The organism is Nocardioides sp. (genome assembly GCF_014360585.1).
GTDB lineage: Bacteria > Actinomycetota > Actinomycetes > Propionibacteriales > Nocardioidaceae > Nocardioides.
In genome coordinates this window covers 16710-36689 of sequence record NZ_JACIXG010000018.1, presented here as the reverse complement: position 1 = coordinate 36689, position 19980 = coordinate 16710, and the positions used below count along the sequence as shown (strand labels likewise).

Below are 19980 nucleotides of genomic sequence, written 5' to 3'. Positions count from 1 at the left end.
TCCGAGGCTAGCGCCCGGAAGCGGCCGGTTGAGGCTAGGCGGCGCCGAGACGCTGCGGCGTGTCGTCGTCGCAGGTCGCGAAGAAGTTGCCGACCTCGTCGACCATGTGGCTGAACGACTCCGCCGCGAAGAGCACCGGCTGGTAGTGGGTGATGTCGTAGTCGACCGTCGCCATCTGGGCGAAGTCGATCGGACGCACCTCCACCTCATGCATCTCCTCGATCTCGCCGTAGGAGGAGAGCAGCCCGGCCCCGTAGGCCTTCAGGTCGCCGTCCTCGTGGAGCACGCCGAACTCGATGGTGAACCAGAAGACGTCGGCGACGACCTGGAGCGCCTCTCGGGTCTCGACGCGTCGCGCGGCCGCGCCGGCGAGCCGCTTGACCTCGGCCACCTGCGGGTCGGCGAGGAGGTTCCCGTGGCCGATCACCTCGTGGATGATGTCGGGCTCCGGGGTGTAGAGCGGCACCGCGTGATGGCGCAGGTACTGCGTCGAGTGGAACTGCCTGTCCGCCAGGCTCCCGTAGAACTCCTCCAGCGGGACGATCCCCGCGGCCGGGACGTACTCGAAGCCGGTCAGCGCCTTCAGGCCGGCGCTCACCTCGTCGAGCTGTGGCACCCGATCGGTCGGCAGATTGAGGGCCTCGACGGCCGCGATGTAGTTGCGGCAGGCATATTTCGCGTGCAGCGGCGCGATCTCACGGCACACTGTCCGCCAGATCTCGTTCTCGGTGTCGGTGTAGTCGATCCGGGGCACCGTCTCCCCGGGCTTCCAACCAAGCGCCGCGGCAGCGATCTCGCTCCGCCGAGCCCGGTAGTCCTGGTCTGCGAACCCGGGGTGGTTGTCCCCCAGATGCACCTCGACCTGCCCATCATCGCCCACGGTGACGGGCGAGTAGAGCTGTCCTTCCTCGAACATCCTTACCTCCATGTGACGTACGCCTCACAACCCTATCGCGCACGCAAGAGAAGTCATTTCGCCGCATAGACGAAGGGCCGGAAGTTTTACCGCCGTAGCAACAGAATCGCCGGGCCGAAGACACGCCAACCACGCGCTTCGGGGGTGCGGGTGGCGAAGCCCCCGCCGCGACGCGAAGCGTCGCCTGAAATGACAAACCGACGTGGCCCTCCGAATGGAGGGCACACGTCGGCCAAAGGTTTGTGGAGCTGCGGGGAATCGAACCCCGGTCCTCGAGCGCCGTGCCAGGTCTTCTCCGGGTGCAGTCTGTGGGTGGCGTTCTCTCATCCCCGGGGCTCGACACAGACACGTCCCCGACAGGCTCATCCGACTAGTTGTCCCTCATGCCCCGTCGGCATGTGCATGAGGTGAGTCTCCTAGATGACGCCTGGTTCCGAGCCGGAGACGGATACTCGGTCAGACGCTTCGATCACCGCGTCAGGCGGCGAGAGCGAAGGAACTGCGCTTAGAGTCGGCAGTTATTGGTTTCCAGCGATCGTTTACGAGATGACGCTGGCTCCTCGACCCGCTTCCCCTGGGAGCAACGTCCCAAGTCGAAACCGATCAGCCCCTTTTGAGTTTTCAACGCCTGCAACCAGGCAATGACACAACACTACAGGCCCCCGCCGACATTCCCCACTCGGTTTAGCCCGTCATCCCCTTGAGCTTGCGCCCGACCTCGACCTCGGCCTCGCGCTTGGCCGTACGCTCGGCGATGGTGTTGCGCTTGTCCCAGGACTTCTTGCCCTTGGCGACGCCGATCTCGACCTTGGCGCGGCCGTTGAGGAAGTAGAGGGCGAGGGGGACGACGGTGAGGCCCTTCTCGGTGACCTTGCGCTCGATCTTGTCGATCTCGGCGCGGTTCAGGAGGAGCTTGCGCTTGCGGCGGGCGGCGTGGTTGGTCCAGGTGCCGTTGAGGTATTCGGGGATGTGGATCCCGTGGATCCAGGCCTCGCCCCGGTCGATGTCGACGAAGCCGTCGACCAGCGACGCGCGACCCTCACGCAGCGACTTCACCTCGGTGCCCTGCAGGACCATGCCGGCCTCGTAGGTGTCCTCGATGTGGTAGTCGTGTCGCGCCTTCTTGTTCTGCGCGATCATCTTGCGCCCCTGCTCCTTCGCCATTCTCCCATTCTCTCAGGCGCAGGGGCATGACCGCGAAACGTTTAGATCGCGAGCCGCGCGAGATCAGCCCAGCAGCGGTGCCGGATCGACCGGGGTCCCGTCGCGCAGGATCGTGAAGTGCAGGTGGCAGCCCGTGGACCAGCCGGTGGTCCCGGCGTACGCCACGGTCTCACCGCGACCGATGCTCCCCGAACGCTTCGCATAGCTGGAGATGTGGTTGTAGACGGCGGTGTAGGAGTGTCCGTTGACCTTGCCGAGATACAGATGGAGACGGTTGCCCCACACGCTCGAGTACGAGGTCGAGATGATCTGTCCCGATTCGATGGCGCGCAACGGGCGACCGCACGGCGCGTGGAAGTCCGTGCCGTTGTGCAGCGCCACGTAGCCGTAGATCGGGTGCTTGCGGATCCCGTAGGGCGAGGTGACGTAGGTGTCGGACACCGGAGCACCGAAGAGCCCACCGACCGACCCGACGTTCCGGTCAGAGCCGGAGCCCGACGAGGCGAGCGCCCGGATCTTCGTACGCAGCGCCGACTCCTCGGCCTCGAGCTTGCGCAGCTCGGCGGCATCCGCAGCTCTGGCCGCCTCGGCGGAGCGCTTCGCGGTGGCTGCCTGCTCGGCCAGCGTGGACATCTCGGCGTGGGCCGCCTCGGCCTGGTCCCGGAGCGAGTCGACCTCGGCGACCAGCTTGCGGGCCTTCTTCTCCTTGGCCGCGATCGCGTCCGTCGCCTCCTGCACCTCCGTCTCACGGACGACGAGCATCGTCTCGGTCGCCTCCATCCGCTGGAGGGTGGCGTCCTGGCCCGCGGCGGCCGCGTCGGCGTACGTCTGCTGGCGCATCAGGTCCTCGAGGGAACCTCCCGAGAGCAGGGCCGCCGCCTGGGCGAGCTGCGGGTCTCCCCCGGTGAACCGGGTCAGGATCGCGTCACGCATCTCCTCGCGCTGCCTCTTGACCTTGGCCTGGCCCTCGGCGAGCTGCCTCTTCGCCGCGGCGAGCAGCCGCCTCTGCTCGGCCAGCTCGCTCTCGAGCCTGGCGTGGGCGGCCTGTGCCTCGACGAGCCGCGCGTTGAGCTCGTCCAGACGTGACTGGGCCCGGTCGAGCTTCTTCTGCGCCGCGGCGTACGTCGACGACGCCTCCCGCACGCCGGCGCTGGAGTGCTCGAGATCCTTGGCGGCGGCCTTCTGGTCCCGCTCGACCTCGCGCTGCTCCTGCTCGAGACGGTCTCTCTCGTCGGCGGAGGAGGGGAGGGGCGGCGAGAAGAGCACGGCAGCCACCACGGCGCAACTGAGCACAGCGGCAAGCGAACCGGCACGGGGGAAGGCGTGCACCACTCAGACGCTAAACGACCCGGGTCAGACCTTGATGTATTTGCGGGTGAGCAGGAGTGTCGGAACGAGGGTGAGCAGGATGCCGAGGAGCGCGACGATCGCGAAGGAGCTGAAGAACTCCTCCCAGCCGACCCACTGGGTCACCGCTGTGGACGAGAGCCGCTGCTCGACGCCGAAGTGCATCACCGCGGCCAGCGCGACCCCGGACAGGCCGATGCCGACCAGCGCCACCACGAGCGACTCCAGGAGGAACGGCAGCGCGATGTAGAGCGTCGAGGCACCGACCAGCCGCATGATCCCGATCTCACGGCGGCGCGCGAAGGCTGCCAGCCGGATGGTGTTGGCGACCAGCAGGAGCGCCGCGACGATCAGCACGATCGCGCCGACCAGCGCCGCGCTCTGCAGCCCGTCGACCGCGGCGAGGATGGGCCCGGTCACCTCGTGGACGTCACCGACGTGGTCGATGCCGTCCAGGCCGGCGACGGCCTCGATGATCTCGGCGGAGTGGTGTGGGTCGGTCATCGTCACCCAGTAGGACTCCCACATGTCTCCGGCCTTGACCACCGGGTCGGGACCACTGACGCCTTCGACGTCGAGAGCCTGCAGCCGCTTGTAGGCCTGCTCCTGGCTCTCCGGCTCGATCTTGTCGACGTACCGGTTGTCCTCGAGGGCGTTGGTGATGACCTCCTTCTGGCTGTCGTCGACGGCACCGGCACACTGCGGGTTGCGGTCGTTGGCGCCGTTGCACATGTAGAAGGTGATCTGCAGCTCGTCGCCCCAGACCTCCTCGGTCAGCTGGGCCTGCTCACGCAGCAGCAGACCGACACCGGCCAGGGTGAGCGAGACGAGCAGGGTCAGGGCCACCGCGACGTGCATCGACAGGTTTCGGCGGAGCCCCTGGCGAAGCTCGGTGAATACGTAGCGCAGCTGCATGGCGGGTCGAGAGCCTTTTCTGGGTTGTAGAACCTGGTCGACGGTGAGGGGGCCGGCTCAGAACTGAGCGCCGTAGCCGCCCTGGACCTGGTCGCGCACGAGGTGGCCGTGCTCGAGCTCGATGACGCGCTTGCGCATCTGGTCGACCATCTGGACGTCGTGGGTGGCCATCACGATGGTGGTGCCGGACCGGTTGATGCGGTCGAGCAGGCGCATGATGCCGACGGTGTTGCCGGGGTCGAGGTTTCCGGTCGGCTCGTCGGCGATCAGGATCATCGGCCGGTTGATGAAGGCGCGGGCGACTGCCACCCGCTGCTGCTCACCACCGGAGAGCTCGTCGGGCATCCGGTCGCCCTTGCCGTCGAGGCCGACCAGCTCGAGCGTCTCTGGGACGCGCTCCCGGATCTCGCGGTTGGAGTGACCGGTCACCTGCATCGCGAAGGCGACGTTCTCGGCGACGGTCTTGTTGGTCAGCAGACGGAAGTCCTGAAAGATCGTGCCGACCTGGCGACGCAGCCGCGGCACCTTCCAGCCGGCGAGCCGGTTGATCTCCTTGCCGGCGACGTAGACCCGGCCCGAGCTCGGCCGCTGCTCGCGCAGCATCAGCTTGAGCGCCGTCGACTTCCCCGAGCCCGACTGGCCCACGAGGAAGACGAACTCCCCCTTCTGGATGTCGATCGAAAGGCTGTTGAGGGCGGGCCGCGCCTGCCCTGGATAGGCCTTGCTGACCTTCTCGAAGCGGATCACCCCGCCGAGGGTAGTGCAACCGTGGTGGGACTCGACACTTCGGCTCTGAGATACCGACCCCTGTACTCTGACGACGTGCGCTCTGCAGTCCGGATCCTCCTCGGTGCCGTAGTCCTCACCGTGATCGCGGTCGGGGTCGGCGTGCTCACCCTGAAAGACGATGAGCCCGAGACACCCGAGGTGAAGGGCGACCTCAGCACCGCTGACACCACCACGATGCATGTGCGCCGGGGCGCCTTCTGCGACCGCGTCCCGACCGAGGACGTCACCGACGCGTTGGGCGGCGCCGCGGCCGAGAAGAAGGCCTACGGCGACGGCGACCAGACCGTCATCACGGGCGAGAAGACCGACGTCGCCCAGGAGTACGGCTGCATCTGGACCGGGCCGGAGGGCTCGGCCACCTCTGCCCGCGCCTGGGTCTTCGCCCCGCCGGTCACGCTGGACTGGGCCACCCAGATGACCAAGAGCGTGCCCAAGGGCTGCAAGGCCTCGTCGAGCCCTGCGTACGGGAAACCGTCGGTCGCGCTCACCTGCGTCGACGCGAAGAAGCAGCCGAAGGTGGTCCTGCGCGGCCTGTTCGGCGACGCCTGGCTCTCCTGCGAGCTCACCGGCAAGGCCGGCGAGGAGACCGCGACGCTGCAGAAGCGCGCCTCCCGCTGGTGCCTGGTGACGGCGACCGCCGCCTCCGCCTGACGAGCAGGTCCGCTACCGGCTGACCGAGGCCCGGTCGCGGGACGCGAGCCAGGCAAGGACTGCCTCCGCGAACTCCGCGGGCTTGTTGCGATGCACGAAGTGGCCGACGTCGAAGTGGACGAGGTCGGCCTCCGGGATCCGGTGGGCGACCTTCTCGAGGTCTTCCGGCGGGATGTGGCTGTTGCCTCCGCCGGCCACGATCAGGGTCGGCATGGGCAGCAGCTCGAGCTGTTCCCACATCCACGCGTCGTACGTCGTCGCCTCGACGAGGAGGGACGCGATGCACTCCCAGTCGTGCGGCATCGGCCTGGTCGCGCGCCCGGGGCCCCGGCGGTCGCGCGGCGCAGGTGGCACGACGTCCTCGATGACCAGCCGCGAGACCAGGTCGGGCCGGTGCATCGCGACCAGGAGCGCGACGTTGCCGCCGGTCGAGTGCCCGACGAGCACGGCACCCGAGATCTCGAGCGCGTCCATCGCCACGATGACGTCGTCGGCGATGAGCCGGTGAGAGTACTCCGAGGCCCAGTCCGAGTCCCCGTGCCCACGCAGGTCGAAAGCGTGGACGCGGTGCTCGGCCGCGAACGACGGCACGACCCCATGCCATCGCTTCGCCGTGCCTCCGAGCTCGTGCAACAGCACCATCGGCGTTCCACCCTCGGGGCCGTAGACGTCATAGACGTACGCCGCCCCGCGGCCGGGAAGTGGAAGCCTGGTGCGCGTCTGCGCAACCATCAAGTCAGTTCTGCTCGGCCTTCTCAGCACCCCGACGCCAGCGGATACCGGCCTCGAGGAAACCGTCGATGTCGCCGTCGAAGACGGCCTGCGGGTTGCCGACCTCATAGGTCGTACGCAGGTCCTTGACGATCTGGTAGGGGTTGAGGACGTAGTTGCGCATCTGGTCGCCCCAGGAGGCGGCGACGTCGCCCTTGAGCTCCTTGATCTGCGCCTCTTCCTCGGCCTTCTTCAGCGCGAGCAGCTTGGCCTTGAGCACGATCATCGCGGCGGCCTTGTTCTGCAGCTGCGACTTCTCGTTCTGGCAGGAGACCACGGTGCCGGTGGGGATGTGGGTCAGCCGGACAGCCGAGTCGGTGGTGTTGACCGACTGGCCGCCGGGGCCCGAGGAGCGGTAGACGTCGACCTTGATGTCGTTCTCGTCGAGGTCGATCTCGTCGGTCTGCTCGAGGACGGGCACGACCTCGACCGCGGCGAAGGAGGTCTGCCGCCGGCCCTGGTTGTCGAAGGGGCTGATCCGGACCAGACGGTGGGTGCCGGCCTCGACCGACAGGGTGCCGTAGGCGTAGGGAGCGTGGATCGCGAAGGTGGCGGACTTGAGCCCGGCCTCCTCGGCGTAGGAGGTGTCGAAGACCTCGACCCGGTACTTGTGCTGCTCGGCCCAGCGGACGTACATCCGCATCAGCATCTCGGCGAAGTCGGCGGCGTCGACGCCGCCCGCCCCGGCACGGATCGTGATCACGGCCTCGCGGGAGTCGTACTCCCCCGAGAGCAGGGTGCGGATCTCCAGGCTCTCGACAGCCTTCTTGACCCGGTTCAGCTCGGCCACGGAGTCGGCGAGCGAGTCGGCGTCGCCCTCCTCCTGGGCCATCTCGACCATCAGGCCGAGGTCCTCGATGCGGGTGTGGAGCTCGGTGAACTTGTTGAGCTCGCCCTGCAGCAGGGAGAGGCGGCCGGTGACCCGGGTGGCGTTGTCCTGGTCGTCCCAGAGGTCGGGCGCCGCGACCTGCTCGCCGAGGTCGGCGATCTCGGTGCGCATCGCGTCCAGGTCCAGCACCTGGCCGATGGTCTGCATCGTTGCCTGGAGCTGCTTGATCTCGGTGTCGAATTCGGGGCCTGCCACGTCCTCAAGGTTACTTGACGCGTGGTGCCGCACCCGATTCGCGGGCCTCGGATATGCGCTCGCCCTCCGGCATGGGGAACCGGAGGGCGAGCGCCAGGGGGATGTCGCGAAAGGGATACATCGGCGCGAGCCCGTCGGAACGGGCCCGAGAGACCTCAGGCCTGACGGATCGAGCCGGCGAACCAGCCGTCCCAGGCAGCCTCCTCACGAACAGCGGTTCCCGGCTTCGGGGCGTGCAGCATGATCGCCTGGCCGTTCTCCCAGCGCAGGAAGATGCCCACGTGGTAGACCGGGCTACCCCAGAACATCAGGTCACCGCGCTGGATCTGGTCGTTCGGCACCGGCGGCAGCGCAGCGGCCTGGTCCCGCGAGACCCGGGGCAGCTCGATACCGGCGGCACTGAAGGCGTACTGCGTCAGGCCGGAGCAGTCGAACGCGCTCGGGCCGGTGGCACCCCAGACGTACGGGTCGCCGATCTGCTCCGAGGCGACGCTGATCGCCCGCTCGATCTTGCCCTGCTGGCTCGCTGCGAAGGCCTTGGCCTCTGCCGCGGCCTTCGCCTCGGCCTTCTTCTTCGCTTCCGCGGCCTTCTTGGCCGCGATCGCTGCCTTGCGCTTCGCCTCGGCAGCCTTGCGGGCTGCCTCGGCCTTGCGCTCCTGCACCTCGACAGCCCTCTCGAGCTGCTTGATGTCGGTGAGCATCGCCGTGGGCGTGGCCGAGGCCTCCAGGATCGGAGCCTCCACCACCGTGGCCGACTCGAGGTTCGGCTCCTGGGCGGCCGGGGCGGCGTTGGCGGCGGGCACCGCCACCAGGGCACCCGCGGCGATGCCGCTGGCGAGGGTGATGCGGCCGAGGAGCTTTCCGTGGCCGCTTAGCGATCCTGCGATCGTCTGGACTACGGATACGTTCGGCACCCGGAACTGGCGCGCCGTGCCTCGATGGGCAGGGCGGGATACGGACTTGGACATGCGTGAGTTCCTTCCCACGCCTGCGAGGTGAGCTGTCGGGTTCGGGCCAGAAGGTTGCCCGGCCATCTTGCGATGGCTTCACCCCGAGCGACCGTCCGAGTTAGTCGCGTGGATCTTGGGTCCCCCGCTCCTGTCCCATACGTACTGCTGAGTGTGAGGGGTAAGGGGGTTCAGTAGTAGGGGCCGGCTTCCGGAGGGACAGGATTCGGCGTGTACCGGGGCCGGTCGTGCGTTCTGCACGGCTCAACCAAGGTGACATGGCAACTCGAGCGGAGCCAATCCGGAATGTGCGCATTTGGGGCAGAAACCACGTGTTTACGCGTGGTTTTACCGTCGTTTGTGAGTCATCTCACCGGCAGACGGCCGTTTGGGACCGGGTCCGAGCGGCCCTCACTCCGCCGCTTCGAGCCGGAATCCGACCCCGCGGACGGCGACGACCTTCTCCTGCACACCGGCCGCCTCGAGCTTCTGGCGCAGGCGTCCGACGGTGACGTCGAGCGTCTTCGTCGAGCCGTACCAGTTCTCGTCCCAGACCTCGGCCATCAGCCGGTCCCGGGAGACGACCTTGTCGCGAGAGGCGGCCAGCACGGCCAGGAGCGCGAACTCCTTGCCGGTCAGGGTCACCTCGCGCTCGCCGGCGTAGACACGGTGGGCGGCGACGTCGATGCGCAGCGCGTCGTCGTCGTCGCCGGGCTCGAGCGGGCCCGAGCGGCGCAGGAGCGCTCGGACGCGAGCCTGGAGGACGGCCAGCGCGAACGGCTTGGCCAGGTAGTCGTCGGCGCCGGCGTCGAGGCCGACCACCAGATCGATCTCGGCGTCCCGGGCGGTGAGGATCATGATCCCGCCCTCGTAGCCGTTGTCCCGCGCGGCCTTGCAGACCTCGAGCCCGTCCATGTCGGGAAGGCCCAGGTCGAGCAGCACGAGCTCGGCCTCGTAGGGGGGCGCCAGCAGCTCCAGCGCCTTCTTGCCGGAGTCGACCCAGGTGACGTCGTACCCCTCACGCTGGAGCGTGCGCACCAGCGGAGCGGCGATGTCCTCTTGGTCTTCTACGACGAGCACGGAGTTAGACATGAAGAGAACAATAGTTACAGGCCCGTAGGGCTTGTGAAGAGATCCCCCCTTTCAGATAAGCGCGTGATCACATTGTTAGGTCCGAGCTGCTCGATACCGAGCGGATCCTCGGCTCCCTCGGTGACCTCGTCCCAGGTGACGGGAGCTGCCACGGTCGGGGTGTCCTTGCCTCTCAGCGAGTAGGGACAGATGGTCGTCTTCGAGCCGGAGTTCTGCGACCAGTCCAGGAAAACCTTCCCTGACCTGCGGCTTTTGGTCATCGTCGCGGTCACCTTGCTCGGGTTCGCCTTCTGCAGGTCCTCGGCGATCTCCTTGGCCAGCGCCGTGGCCGCGTCCGGCTCGACGGGCTCCGGCAGGGCGGCGTACAGATGAAGACCCTTGCTGCCGCTGAGCACCGGCGTCGCGGCGAGGTCGCGGGCACCGAGCGCGTCGCGCACCAGCAGCGCGACCTCGCAACACTCCTGGAGACCGGCCGGCTCGCCGGGGTCGAGGTCGATCACGATCCGGTTCGCACCGGCCGGGGTGCCGTCGGCGCCGACCGTCCACTGATGGACGTGCAGCTCGAGTGCGGAGAGGTTGGCGGCCCAGGTGAGCGCGGCGAGGCTGTCGAGGATCGGAAAGGTGAGTGTTCCCTCTTTGTGGTCGGCGGTTCGGGATCCCGTTGTCGGAACGATGACCGTGCGGACCCAGCTGGGCGTGCCGGCCGGTGCGTTCTTCTCGAAGAACGACATGTCGCCGATGCCGTGCGGCCAGCGGATCCTCGTCACGGCGCGGTTCTGGAGCTGCGGCAGGAGCGCCGGCGCCACCTGGGCGTAGTAGTTGAGCACCTCGCCCTTCGTCATCCCGGTGCGGGGATAGAGCACCTTGCTGAGGCTGGTCAGGGTCAGCACCCGACCGTCGACCTCGACACGTACCTCTTCTCGTTCGACCATCACAGATCCTCCGGTGAGACGTCGTCCCTGATCCCGATGAAGCTCGGCTGCCGCAGCCGGCCCTTGTAGCTCGCCGCCGCGACGGCGGTGCCGTGGGTCTCCACCTCCACGACGAGGAGCGGCTCGACCCAGTGGGTGCCGCGGGCGTCCACCGTCGGCACTCCCCCGTCGGGGTCGACGTCGGGGCCAGCGAAGGGGCTGCGCCCGGTCTCGCGGAGCAGCTCCCCGAGCCGCTGGCCCCGCTTGCCGGTGATGCCGCTGCCGACCCTTCCTCTGTAGATCAGACCGGCGGGCGTCGGCTGCCCGACGAGGAGGGCGCCGAGACGCTCGGTGCCGCCCTCGGTGCCCACCTCGGGCCGCCAGCCGCCGACCACGAGCGAGGCGCGGTAGCGGTGGGCCAGCTTCACCCAGTCCTTGCTCCGCTCGCCGGGCCGGTAGCGGCTGCCGCGCCGCTTGGACACGATCCCCTCCAGCCCCTGCGCCCGCGTCACCTCGTGGAGCATCTGCCCGTCGTCGTAGGTCGCCGGCAGCTGCCACGAGCCCAGGTCGCCCTGGGCATGGACGGCCTCGAGGACCTTGCGCCGCTCGGCCCAGGACTCCTCGATGAGCAGCCGCCCGTCGAGACGGAGAAGATCGAAGACCATGTACGTCGCCGGGATCCGCTCCGCGAACCGTGCAGCGCGGCGGACGTCGCGGTTGTGCATCCGGTCCATCAGCACCCGGAAGTCGGGCAGCCCGGAGTCGTTGAGCGCGATCACCTCGCCATCGACGAGCACGTCGCGCTTCGGGCCCGTGGCGATCTCGGGCCAGGCAGGGGTGGCGTCGTTGTCGTTGCGTGTGGTCAGCCGGGTCTGCGTACGCCCTTCGGGGCTGTCGCCGAGGAGACGGATGCCGTCCCACTTGACCTCATGGACCCACTCCTCCCCCGGCGGCACGTGGCTGCCGGGCGTGGCCAGCATGGGACGCAGCGTTGAGCGCATGGCCCCATCTTGCTATCTCGCGGCTGCGCGTGGTGGCTCTGACGTGGGTGAATGGGGTACCGGTATCGGGGAATCCGACAGATACTTGGTGAATCCATCCCAACTGACGAGGGGTCCGCATGCGTGCGATCTGGAAGGGCGCTGTCTCGTTCGGGCTGGTCAGCGTGCCTGTGAAGCTCTATTCGGCGACGGAGTCCCACGACGTCTCCTTCCGCCAGGTGCACCAGGCCGACGGCGGCCGGATCCGCTATCAGCGGATCTGTTCGATCGACGGGGAGGAGGTGCCCTACTCCGAGATCGCGAAGGGCTATGAGACCGAGGACGGCGAGATGGTCATCCTCACCGACGACGACTTCGCCAACCTGCCGACGACCTCCTCGCGCGAGATCGCGGTGGAGAAGTTCGTGCCCTCCGAGCAGATCGACCCGATGCTCTTCGAGAAGAGCTACTACCTCGAGCCGGAGAACACCGGGGTCAAGCCCTACGCGCTGCTGCGCCAGGCCCTGCTCGATGCCGACCGGGTCGCGCTGGTGACCGTCGCGCTGCGGCAGCGTACGACCGTCGCCGCGCTGCGGGTACGGCCGACGGACAACGGCGACGTGATCGTGCTGCAGACGATGATGTGGCCCGACGAGATCCGGGTGCCGGACTTCAACGTCGAGGCGGGCGAGATCAAGGACTCCGAGATCAAGATGGCCAACATGCTCGTCGAGACGCTCGCGGGCGACTTCCACCCCGAGGAGTTCTCCGACGACTACGCCGAGGCCATCGAGGAGATGGTGAAGGCCAAGATCGAGGGCGGCGAGGTCGAGCGGACCCCCACCTCCACCAAGACCTCCGGCGAGGTCGTCGACCTGCTCGCCGCTCTGCAGCGCTCCGTCGCCGCGGCGAAGAAGTCGCGCGGCGAAGAGGTCCCCGAGGAGGCGTCCGACGAGGACGAGGACAAGGGCGAGGAGAAGGCCTCGGAGGCCTCCTGAGGAGAGAACCGCGCGGAGCGAGGAGACGACCGGCGCGGCACGCAGAAACTTTCTGGTGTCGTCGTGTCGAAGAGGGCAGGCTCTGCTCGACGCGTAGGCGACGACGCGCAACGGAAGCGTCGCGCAACCGCAAGGAGAGACTGATGCGCTACATGATGCTGGTGAAGATGGCCCCCGACGCCGGGCCGCCCCCGATGGCTCTGATGGAGGCGGTGGAGGGCGAGATCAAGCAGCAGTACGCCGACGGCATCCTGCTCGACGCCGACGGGCTCGGCCCCGGCCTGGAGATCCGGCTGACCGCCGGGGAGGTGACCCACATCGACGGGCCGTTCGCCGAGGCCAAGGAGGTCGCGGGCGGGTTCTCGCTGTTCGAGGTCCGCTCCCACGACGAGGCCGTCGAGCTCGGGCGGCGGATGGTCCAGCTCCATGAGGAGCTGTGGCCCGGGCAGGACGTGGCCGTGGAGATGCGGCCGTTGGTCGGTCCGCCGGCGCCGGCGGAATGAGCTCTGGGCCACTCCGTCCAGACCCCGAGGAAGCGATCGTCGCGGTCTGGCGCAACGAGTCCGTACGCCTCCTCGCCGGTCTGGCGCGGATGACCCACGACCTCGACCTGGCCGAGGATCTGGCCCAGGATGCCCTCGTCGCGGCGCTGGAGCAGTGGCCGCACGAGGGCATCCCTCGCAACCCCGGGGCATGGTTGATGTCGATCGCGAAGCGGCGCGCGATCGACGGGTTCCGCCGCGACGAGGTGCTGCGCCGCAAGGTCGCCCTGTTGGGCCACGAGCTGGAGGAGGGTGAGATGCCGGACCTGGCCGCCGCGGTGGATCACATCGAGGACGATGTGCTGCGGCTGATGTTCCTCTCCTGCCATCCGGCTCTGGCGCCCGACTCCCGCACGGTGCTGACGCTGCGGCTCGTGGGCGGGCTGACCACTGCCGAGATCGCGCGGGCCTACTTCGCCAAGGAGTCGGCCGTCGGCCAGCGGATCTCGCGGGCGAAACGCACCCTGGCCGAGGCCGGGGCGTCGTTCGAGCTTCCGGTGGGCGAAGAGCGGGCTGCCCGTCTGCGCGAGGTGATGCAGACGATCTACCTGGTCTTCAACGAGGGCTACGCCGCGACGTCCGGGCCGTCGTGGACCCGGCCCGAGCTGTGCCTGGAGGGGATGCGGCTGGCCCGGATGCTGGCCGCGCTCGCTCCAGGAGACCCCGAGGCGCAGGCGCTGCAGGGGCTGTTGGAGATCCAGGGCTCACGGCTCGCGGCCCGGACGGACGCAGAGGGGAATCCGGTGCTGCTCGAGGACCAGGACCGGACCCGGTGGGACCAGCTCCTGCTGCGGCGCGGTCTGACCGCCGTCGACCGGGCGAAGGCGCTGGCCTCGTCCGGCACCCCGGGCGGGAGCTATCTGGTCCAGGCGATGATCGCCGCGTGCCACGGCCGCGCCCGCACGGCCGAACAGACCGACTGGGCCGAGATCGCACGCCTCTACGACGTGCTCGCCGCCGCTGCCCCGGGCGCCGTCATCGAGGTCAACCGGGCCGTGGCGCACGGGCGTGCCTTCGGGCCCGACGCGGGGCTGGAGATCCTGGCGGCCCTCCCCGACGGCGCGCTCCCGGGATCGCATCTACCGGCCGGCGTACGTGGTGACCTGCTGCATCGCGCCGGGCGCCACCTCGCGGCCGCGGAAGCGTTCGAGAAGGCCGCCGCGGCGACCGCCAACGCCGAGGAACGAGAACTTCTGGAGAAACGCGCGGCCGCGTGTCGAAACGACGAGAGCTCGTCCGACGCGTAAGCATCAACCGGGCCTCACCGGCTCTACAACCGCTGGATTAGGGAAGATCGCCATGACCAAGACCACCACCTCCGCCGACGGCTCCACGATCGCCTACGACGTCACCGGCACCGGCCCGGCGCTCGTCCTCGTCGACGGGGCGATGTGCTACCGCGGCTTCGGACCGTCGCAGGAGCTGGCCGACGCGCTCTCGGACCGGTTCACCGTCTACCGCTACGACCGCCGCGGCCGGGGCGAGAGCACCATCGCCAAGCCCGCTGAAGTCGGCACCATGGAGGCGGTCGAGCAGGAGGTCGCCGACCTGGGCGCCGTGATCGAGGCGGCCGGCGGTCACGCCCACCTGCTGGGCCTCAGCTCCGGTGCCTTCCTCGCGCTCGAGGGCGCACGGGCGGGGCTGCCGATCGACAAGATCGTCGCCTACGAGGCGCCGCTCATCCTCGACGACACCCACCGCCCCAACGACGCCGATCTGGCGCAGCAGGTCGAGGCTCTCGTCGAGAAGGGCAAGCGGGCCGCCGCGATCGAGCTGTTCATGCGCATGGTCGGCATGCCCCTGATCGCCGTCAAGATCATGCGCCTGTCCCCGATGTTCAAGAAGCTCACCCCGGTGGCGCACACGCTGACCTACGACCTGGGCATGTGTGTGCCGTTCCAGCAGGGGCGGCCGCTGCCGAAGGGCTACTACAAGAACGTGACGGTGCCGGTGCTCTCGGGCGCCGGCAGCAAGAGCCCGACCTACATGACCAACGCCCAGCAGGCCATCTCCCGGGCGGTCCCGGACGGCCGCTACGTGGTCCTCGACGGGCAGGACCACATGGTCAAGGCCGAGGCGCTCGCGCCGGTCGCGACCGAGTTCCTCACCGCCTGAACGGCTGTGTCCGGAGGCGGCCTATCCTGGCGCCATGGCGCAGCTCTGGGACATCTCCCCACCCGTCCACGCATCGTCGCCGGTCTTCCCCGGTGACCATGCCACCGAGGTCGGCTGGACGTTCCGGATCGGCCCGGGGTGTCCGGTCAACGTCGCCGAGCTGACCCTCTCGGCCCACGTCGGCGCGCACGCGGACGCTCCGCTGCACTTCACCGACGGGGGCACACCGGCCGGTGAGATGTCGCTGGAGCCGTTCCTCGGGCCGTGCCGGGTGGTCGACGTCTCCGACGTGCGGCCGCTGGTCACCGTCGATGACGTCGACGTCACCGACCTGCCGCCGCGCGTGCTGTTCCGGACGTACGCCACCCAGCCGCCGACCTGGGACGACGACTTCTGCGCGCTCGATCCCGCGCTGATCGATCTGCTCGCCTCGCACGGGGTGCGGCTGGTCGGCACCGACGCGGCCAGCCTGGACCCGTCCGACTCCAAGGACCTGCCGGCGCACTTCGCGACCCATCGTCACGACGTACGCATCCTGGAGAACCTCCTGCTCGACGAGGTCCCGCCGGGCGACTACGAGCTGATCGCGCTCCCGCTCAAGCTCACCACCGCCGACGCCGCGCCCGTCCGGGCCGTGCTCAGGCCTCTCGAGGAGGTCGCCGGATGAACCGCGACGACGCAGTCGCTCTCGACCAGGCCGACCCGCTGGCCCCGCTGCGGGAGCTCTTCGACCTGCCCGAGGGGACGATCTACCTCGACGGCAACTCTCTCGGCGCGCTCCCCCGCGCCACCGCGGGCCGGGTGGCCGAGGTGGTCACCCAGGAGTGGGGACGCGGGCTGATCGAGTCCTGGAACACCGCCTCCTGGATCACCCTTCCCCAGCGCGTCGGCGACAAGATCGCCCGGATCGTCGGCGCAGGTGAGGACGAGGTCGTGGTCGCCGACTCGACCTCGCTCAACGTCTACAAGGCGCTCGCCTCAGCGCTCTCGATCGCCTCGGCCGACGCGCCTGAGCGGCGGGTCGTGATCAGTGAGCGCAGCAACTTCCCGACCGATCTCTACATCGCCTCCTCGCTGTGTCGCGAGCGCAACTACGAGCTGGTGCTGGTCGACTCGCCCGACGAGATCGAGAGCCTGCTCGACCGCGCCGCGGTGCTGATGCTCACCGAGGTCAACTACCGCACCGGATACCTGCACGACATGACCGCGGTGACCGCGCGCGCCCACGAGCACGGTGTGCTCGCGGTCTGGGACCTGTGCCACTCCGCGGGTGCCGTGCCGGTGGACCTTCGTGGTGCCGATGCCGACTTCGCGGTCGGCTGCGGCTACAAGTTCCTCAACGGCGGCCCCGGCGCACCGGCGTTCCTGTGGGTCAACCCGCGCCACGTCGACCGCTTCGAGCAGCCGCTGTCGGGCTGGATGGGTCACGCGGCGCCGTTCGAGATGTCGCCGGGCTACCGGCCGGCGGAAGGGGTCTCGCGCTACCTGTCCGGCACCCCCGCCGTCATCGGCACCTCCGCCCTGGAGTGCGGCGTCGACACGCTGCTCGCCGCCGAGACGTACGGCGGTCTGCGAGCGCTGCGGGTGAAGTCGCTCGCGCTGACCCGGCTCTTCGCCGACCTCGTCGCCTCCCGGCTCCCCGGGTTCGTGATCGAGTCGCCGCTGGAGGACGCGCGGCGCGGCAGCCAGCTGTCGCTGAGCCTCGGCTCAGGGGAAGGGGCGTACGCGATCGTGCAGGCGCTCATCGAACGTGGCGTCGTCGGGGACTTCCGTGCCGGTTCCCCGGACATCCTGCGCTTCGGCGTCACCCCGCTCTACACGCGCTACGTCGACATCTGGGACGCCGTCGACCACCTGGTCGCGGTGATGGACAACGACGAATGGCGCGCCGAGCGCTTCTGGACCCGAGGAGCAGTGACATGAGCCATGACACGAGCAGTGACGTCAGCGGTGCGCAGGACCTTCCGATGGACTACTCCGACTACCTCCACCTGCCGGAGGTGCTCGGCGCGCAGAACCCGCTCTCCGGCGACCACCACGAGATGCTCTTCATCGTGCAGCACCAGGCGATGGAGCTGTGGATGCGGCTCGCGCTGCACGAGCTGACCGAGGCCCAACGACTGCTCTCGGTCGACGAGGTGCGCCCGGCGTTCAAGGGACTGGCCCGGGTCTCCCGGGTCATGGAGCAGCTCGTGCACGCCTGGGACGTCCTCTCGACACTGACCCCGACCGAGTACGACAAGTTCCGCCCCTATCTGGCGACCGGCTCGGGGTTCCAGTCGTGGCAGTACCGCTGCATCGAGTTCGCGCTCGGCAACAAGGCGGTCCACACGCTTCGCGTGCACGAGGGACGGCCGCACGAGCAGGATGTGCTGGCCGCATACGGACGCCCGTCTCTCTACGACGAGTCGCTGCGGCTGCTGTCCCGCCGAGGCTTCGACATCCCGGAGTCACACCTGACCAGGGACTGGAAGCGGGAGTACGCGGCGTCCGAAGCCGTCGAGGCGGCCTGGCGCGAGGTCTACCGCGACCCGGAGAAGCACTGGGACCTCTACGAGCTCGGCGAGGAGCTCACCGATCTGGAGACCGCCTTCCGCGTCTGGCGGTTCCGGCACGTCACCACCGTCGAGCGGATCATCGGCTTCAAGCCCGGCACCGGCGGGACCTCCGGTGTCGGCTACCTGCGCAAACAGCTCGACATCATCCTGTTCCCCGAGCTGTGGGCGATGCGGACCGGCCTGTAGGTCAGCGGGCCAGCTTCGCCCGGAGCCGCTCCGCGAGGCGTACGGAGGCCTCGATCTCGACCTTCCGGATCGAGACGGACTCGATGTTGATGCCGAACGGCACACCGAGCTGCCGGCAGAACGACATCAGCTCGAGCGCAGTCGCCTCGGCCTGCTCGAGCGAGGCGTCGAGGGTGTCAGTGGCGTGGCGCAGCTCGTTCTCGATCCAGCGCGGGACGTCCACGCCGAGCCAACGGAGGAACTCGAGGGTCTTCATCGAGCCGCACACGGAGAAGGTGAACACGATCGGCACCGGCTGCAGACCGCGGTTCTCGCACTCGTAGCGGTAGTCGGAGACGAGGTTCTTGGCGGCGTTGACGTCGTAGACGACCTGGGTCACGAAGTAGGAGCAGCCCGCCTCCTGCTTCGCGATCAGCCGAAGGTGCTCATCGCCCTTGGCCGTGTGTCGCTCGGGGATCGCGACCGCGCCGAGCAGCAGGTCGGGGTTGGTCTCCTTCCGGATCTCCTGGGCACGGCGCAGGCTGGTCGCCACCCGCTTCTCACCCGAGGAGGCACCGACGAAGACCGACAGCGACCTGGCCGGGTCCTGGGTCTTGACCCAGTCCCGCAGCTCCCCCTCGTCGTACTTCCCGGTGGCTCGGTAGACGACGGCCGGCACGTCGAGGCCGGCGAGGTTGCGCTCGAGGAACTCGGCCGGGTCGAGGGTGCGTACGAACGGGAAGGGCCGTTCCTCGGGATTGCGATCGGACTCGTCGTCGATGTCGTAGAGGATCAGTCCGTCGACATCCAGCGGCCGGATGCGCTCGAGCGTGACCTCCGCGATCTGCTGCACCCTCTCGGGGTCCGTCGTCACCCTCGGCGGGGTGACGGCGAAAAGCAGAATCTCACCGGCTCGGTCACTGATGCGCTGCTGCAGATCCACAGCCTCAACGCTAGCCGAGGAGTGCCGGCTCGGCGCGGCTGTCCCACCACAGCGCGCCGAGTCGGCCGCGTCAGTAGACGCTCGGGCCCGAGACCGGGTCGCCGTAGGTGTCCGGCTTGATCTTGAACAGCTCGGCGCGACGCTTGATCGTCTCGGCGCGAGCCAGGCGCGGCTTGTCGCTGCCGTCGCGGATCACGCGGCCGCCCTCCTCGAACTTGTGCAGGAACTCGTGGGCCCAGGTCACGTCGGACGGGGTGGGGCTGAACGACTCGTTGATCACCGAGGGCTGCTCGATGTCGAGGCAGAGCTTGCCGGTCATACCCATCGCGACGCCGTCGGCGGACTGCTCGCGCAGGAGCGGGTGGCTGCTGCCGACCGTCGGGCCGTCGATCGGACCGGGCAGGTTGCCGATCCGCGAGGCCAGGACCAGCTTGGTCCGCGGGTAGGCCATGGCGAGGGGGTCGTTCTCCGCGCCGGTGTCGCGGCGGTAGTCGCCGGAGCCGAACGCGAGCCGGTAGGCGCCGCGGGCCCGGGCGATCGTGGCGGCGTCCTCGATCCCCAGCGCCGACTCGAGCAGCGGGATGACGGGGGTCCTGCCGCCCAGTCGCTGGAAGGTGTCGGTCACCTGGTCGGGCGACTCGGTCTTCGCGAGCATCACACCGGCGAGCGTCTCGATCCCGGCCAGCGCCGAGATGTCCTCACTCCAGTCCTCGGTCGTCCAGTCGTTGATGCGTACCCAGGCACGGCCGCCGCCCTTGAGCCAGTCGGTCACGTTCGCACGCGCCTGTGACTTCAGCGAGGTGTCGATCGCATCCTCCATGTCGAGGATGATCTGGTCTGCGCGGCTGAGCTGCGCGTCATCGAAGATCTCCGTACGCATCGCGGAGACCAGGAGCCAGGACCGGGCGTTGTGGCCCTCGACTCGGTTGGCTTCGCGCACCTCGCGCTTCTCGGCGATCTGGCTCGTGCTCATCGTTCGTCTATCTCCCAACTGGCGTCCTCGGCTGGACGCGATTTGGACGGTAAACCAACGCGTCGGTGACTCGCGAGTAGGAAGCCTGCGGGCAGAGCTGGTTGAGACGTAACCCACAT

General features: G+C 68.7%; 21 protein-coding genes, 1 other RNA gene and 1 riboswitch. Of the genes, 8 read left to right on the top strand and 14 right to left on the bottom strand.

Annotated features, from left to right (window positions below):
• Positions 1-34: 34 nt before the first annotated feature.
• The 6 genes from H5T77_RS08335 to ftsE all read right to left on the bottom strand — a co-directional run bounded on the left by H5T77_RS08335 (position 35) and on the right by ftsE (position 5089).
• The gene (locus H5T77_RS08335) at positions 35-916 is read right to left on the bottom strand and encodes a phenylalanine 4-monooxygenase (RefSeq protein WP_292647530.1); all 882 of its coding nucleotides are present in this window, start codon (positions 914-916) and stop codon (positions 35-37) included.
• 240 nt (positions 917-1156) lie between these two features.
• Positions 1157-1527: a transfer-messenger RNA gene (gene ssrA, locus H5T77_RS08330) on the bottom strand.
• A gap of 73 nt (positions 1528-1600) precedes the next feature.
• A complete protein-coding gene (gene smpB, locus H5T77_RS08325; protein ID WP_179656766.1) occupies positions 1601-2080 on the bottom strand; it encodes an SsrA-binding protein SmpB in 480 nt (159 codons plus the stop codon).
• 63 nt (positions 2081-2143) lie between these two features.
• Entirely contained in the window at positions 2144-3409 is a 1266-nt protein-coding gene (locus H5T77_RS08320) for a M23 family metallopeptidase (RefSeq protein ID WP_292647525.1), read from the bottom strand.
• A gap of 24 nt (positions 3410-3433) precedes the next feature.
• Positions 3434-4342: a permease-like cell division protein FtsX gene (ftsX, locus tag H5T77_RS08315; protein WP_292647522.1), complete on the bottom strand. Its 909-nt coding sequence runs from the start codon at positions 4340-4342 to the stop codon at positions 3434-3436.
• A gap of 57 nt (positions 4343-4399) precedes the next feature.
• Positions 4400-5089 (bottom strand): cell division ATP-binding protein FtsE, encoded by a 690-nt coding sequence (gene ftsE / locus H5T77_RS08310; protein ID WP_292647519.1) that lies wholly within the window; start codon positions 5087-5089, stop codon positions 4400-4402.
• A gap of 75 nt (positions 5090-5164) precedes the next feature.
• On the opposite strand from ftsE, the gene H5T77_RS08305 reads away from it, so the two are divergent.
• Positions 5165-5782 (top strand): hypothetical protein, encoded by a 618-nt coding sequence (locus tag H5T77_RS08305; protein WP_292647516.1) that lies wholly within the window; start codon positions 5165-5167, stop codon positions 5780-5782.
• Positions 5783-5794: 12 nt separating this feature from the next.
• Here H5T77_RS08305 and H5T77_RS08300 read toward each other — a convergent pair whose 3' ends face one another.
• From H5T77_RS08300 to H5T77_RS08275, 6 genes are all read right to left on the bottom strand, one after another.
• Positions 5795-6514, bottom strand: coding sequence for an alpha/beta fold hydrolase (locus H5T77_RS08300; protein ID WP_292647513.1), 720 nt, complete (start codon positions 6512-6514; stop codon positions 5795-5797).
• A 4-nt stretch (positions 6515-6518) separates the two neighbouring features.
• Complete coding sequence (gene prfB, locus H5T77_RS08295) at positions 6519-7637, bottom strand: peptide chain release factor 2 (RefSeq protein ID WP_292647510.1); 1119 nt, start codon at positions 7635-7637, stop codon at positions 6519-6521.
• Positions 7638-7792: 155 nt separating this feature from the next.
• Complete coding sequence (locus tag H5T77_RS08290; RefSeq protein WP_292647507.1) at positions 7793-8605, bottom strand: C40 family peptidase; 813 nt, start codon at positions 8603-8605, stop codon at positions 7793-7795.
• Between the two features lie 2 nt (positions 8606-8607).
• Positions 8608-8782, bottom strand: a riboswitch (cyclic di-AMP (ydaO/yuaA leader).
• Positions 8783-8995: 213 nt separating this feature from the next.
• Complete coding sequence (locus H5T77_RS08285) at positions 8996-9676, bottom strand: response regulator transcription factor (protein ID WP_292647504.1); 681 nt, start codon at positions 9674-9676, stop codon at positions 8996-8998.
• 14 nt (positions 9677-9690) lie between these two features.
• On the bottom strand, positions 9691-10608 hold the full coding sequence (ligD, locus tag H5T77_RS08280) for a non-homologous end-joining DNA ligase (protein WP_292647501.1): 918 nt from the start codon (positions 10606-10608) through the stop codon (positions 9691-9693).
• A complete protein-coding gene (locus H5T77_RS08275) occupies positions 10608-11588 on the bottom strand; it encodes an ATP-dependent DNA ligase (protein ID WP_292647498.1) in 981 nt (326 codons plus the stop codon). Before H5T77_RS08275 ends, ligD begins: the two co-directional genes overlap by 1 nt.
• Before the next feature lie 119 nt (positions 11589-11707).
• Between H5T77_RS08275 and ku the strand changes: the two genes are divergently transcribed.
• From ku to H5T77_RS08240, 7 genes are all read left to right on the top strand, one after another.
• Entirely contained in the window at positions 11708-12565 is an 858-nt protein-coding gene (gene ku, locus H5T77_RS08270; protein WP_292647495.1) for a non-homologous end joining protein Ku, read from the top strand.
• A gap of 143 nt (positions 12566-12708) precedes the next feature.
• A complete protein-coding gene (locus H5T77_RS08265) occupies positions 12709-13068 on the top strand; it encodes a YciI family protein (RefSeq protein WP_292647492.1) in 360 nt (119 codons plus the stop codon).
• Entirely contained in the window at positions 13065-14354 is a 1290-nt protein-coding gene (locus H5T77_RS08260) for an RNA polymerase sigma factor (RefSeq protein ID WP_292647489.1), read from the top strand. Before H5T77_RS08265 ends, H5T77_RS08260 begins: the two co-directional genes overlap by 4 nt.
• A 52-nt stretch (positions 14355-14406) precedes the next feature.
• Positions 14407-15222, top strand: coding sequence for an alpha/beta fold hydrolase (locus H5T77_RS08255; protein WP_292647487.1), 816 nt, complete (start codon positions 14407-14409; stop codon positions 15220-15222).
• Positions 15223-15256: 34 nt separating this feature from the next.
• Positions 15257-15889 carry an arylformamidase gene (kynB, locus tag H5T77_RS08250; protein ID WP_292647485.1) on the top strand — a complete coding sequence of 211 codons (633 nt, stop codon included), beginning with the start codon at positions 15257-15259 and terminating at the stop codon, positions 15887-15889.
• A complete protein-coding gene (gene kynU / locus H5T77_RS08245; RefSeq protein ID WP_292647483.1) occupies positions 15886-17145 on the top strand; it encodes a kynureninase in 1260 nt (419 codons plus the stop codon). Before kynB ends, kynU begins: the two co-directional genes overlap by 4 nt.
• Positions 17142-17966: a tryptophan 2,3-dioxygenase gene (locus H5T77_RS08240; protein WP_292647480.1), complete on the top strand. Its 825-nt coding sequence runs from the start codon at positions 17142-17144 to the stop codon at positions 17964-17966. Before kynU ends, H5T77_RS08240 begins: the two co-directional genes overlap by 4 nt.
• 1 nt (position 17967) lies before the next feature.
• Here H5T77_RS08240 and H5T77_RS08235 read toward each other — a convergent pair whose 3' ends face one another.
• Both H5T77_RS08235 and H5T77_RS08230 read right to left on the bottom strand, forming a co-directional pair.
• Complete coding sequence (locus H5T77_RS08235) at positions 17968-18888, bottom strand: methylenetetrahydrofolate reductase (RefSeq protein WP_292647478.1); 921 nt, start codon at positions 18886-18888, stop codon at positions 17968-17970.
• 70 nt (positions 18889-18958) lie between these two features.
• The gene (locus H5T77_RS08230) at positions 18959-19861 is read right to left on the bottom strand and encodes an HpcH/HpaI aldolase/citrate lyase family protein (protein ID WP_292647475.1); all 903 of its coding nucleotides are present in this window, start codon (positions 19859-19861) and stop codon (positions 18959-18961) included.
• Positions 19862-19980 lie beyond the last annotated feature (119 nt).

What these genes read in the sequence shown, in the direction of transcription:
- kynB (WP_292647485.1), top strand. Translation starts at nt 15,257, where the DNA reads ATGGCGCAGCTCTGGGACATCTCCCCACCCGTCCACGCATCGTCGCCG.
- ftsX (WP_292647522.1), bottom strand. Translation starts at nt 4,342, where the DNA reads ATGCAGCTGCGCTACGTATTCACCGAGCTTCGCCAGGGGCTCCGCCGA.
- H5T77_RS08275 (WP_292647498.1), bottom strand. Translation starts at nt 11,588, where the DNA reads ATGCGCTCAACGCTGCGTCCCATGCTGGCCACGCCCGGCAGCCACGTG.
- smpB (WP_179656766.1), bottom strand. Translation starts at nt 2,080, where the DNA reads ATGGCGAAGGAGCAGGGGCGCAAGATGATCGCGCAGAACAAGAAGGCG.
- H5T77_RS08255 (WP_292647487.1), top strand. Translation starts at nt 14,407, where the DNA reads ATGACCAAGACCACCACCTCCGCCGACGGCTCCACGATCGCCTACGAC.
- H5T77_RS08290 (WP_292647507.1), bottom strand. Translation starts at nt 8,605, where the DNA reads ATGTCCAAGTCCGTATCCCGCCCTGCCCATCGAGGCACGGCGCGCCAG.
- H5T77_RS08285 (WP_292647504.1), bottom strand. Translation starts at nt 9,676, where the DNA reads ATGTCTAACTCCGTGCTCGTCGTAGAAGACCAAGAGGACATCGCCGCT.
- H5T77_RS08265 (WP_292647492.1), top strand. Translation starts at nt 12,709, where the DNA reads ATGCGCTACATGATGCTGGTGAAGATGGCCCCCGACGCCGGGCCGCCC.
- H5T77_RS08335 (WP_292647530.1), bottom strand. Translation starts at nt 916, where the DNA reads ATGTTCGAGGAAGGACAGCTCTACTCGCCCGTCACCGTGGGCGATGAT.
- ku (WP_292647495.1), top strand. Translation starts at nt 11,708, where the DNA reads ATGCGTGCGATCTGGAAGGGCGCTGTCTCGTTCGGGCTGGTCAGCGTG.
- ligD (WP_292647501.1), bottom strand. Translation starts at nt 10,608, where the DNA reads ATGGTCGAACGAGAAGAGGTACGTGTCGAGGTCGACGGTCGGGTGCTG.
- H5T77_RS08300 (WP_292647513.1), bottom strand. Translation starts at nt 6,514, where the DNA reads ATGGTTGCGCAGACGCGCACCAGGCTTCCACTTCCCGGCCGCGGGGCG.
- H5T77_RS08240 (WP_292647480.1), top strand. Translation starts at nt 17,142, where the DNA reads ATGAGCCATGACACGAGCAGTGACGTCAGCGGTGCGCAGGACCTTCCG.
- kynU (WP_292647483.1), top strand. Translation starts at nt 15,886, where the DNA reads ATGAACCGCGACGACGCAGTCGCTCTCGACCAGGCCGACCCGCTGGCC.
- H5T77_RS08230 (WP_292647475.1), bottom strand. Translation starts at nt 19,861, where the DNA reads ATGAGCACGAGCCAGATCGCCGAGAAGCGCGAGGTGCGCGAAGCCAAC.
- H5T77_RS08260 (WP_292647489.1), top strand. Translation starts at nt 13,065, where the DNA reads ATGAGCTCTGGGCCACTCCGTCCAGACCCCGAGGAAGCGATCGTCGCG.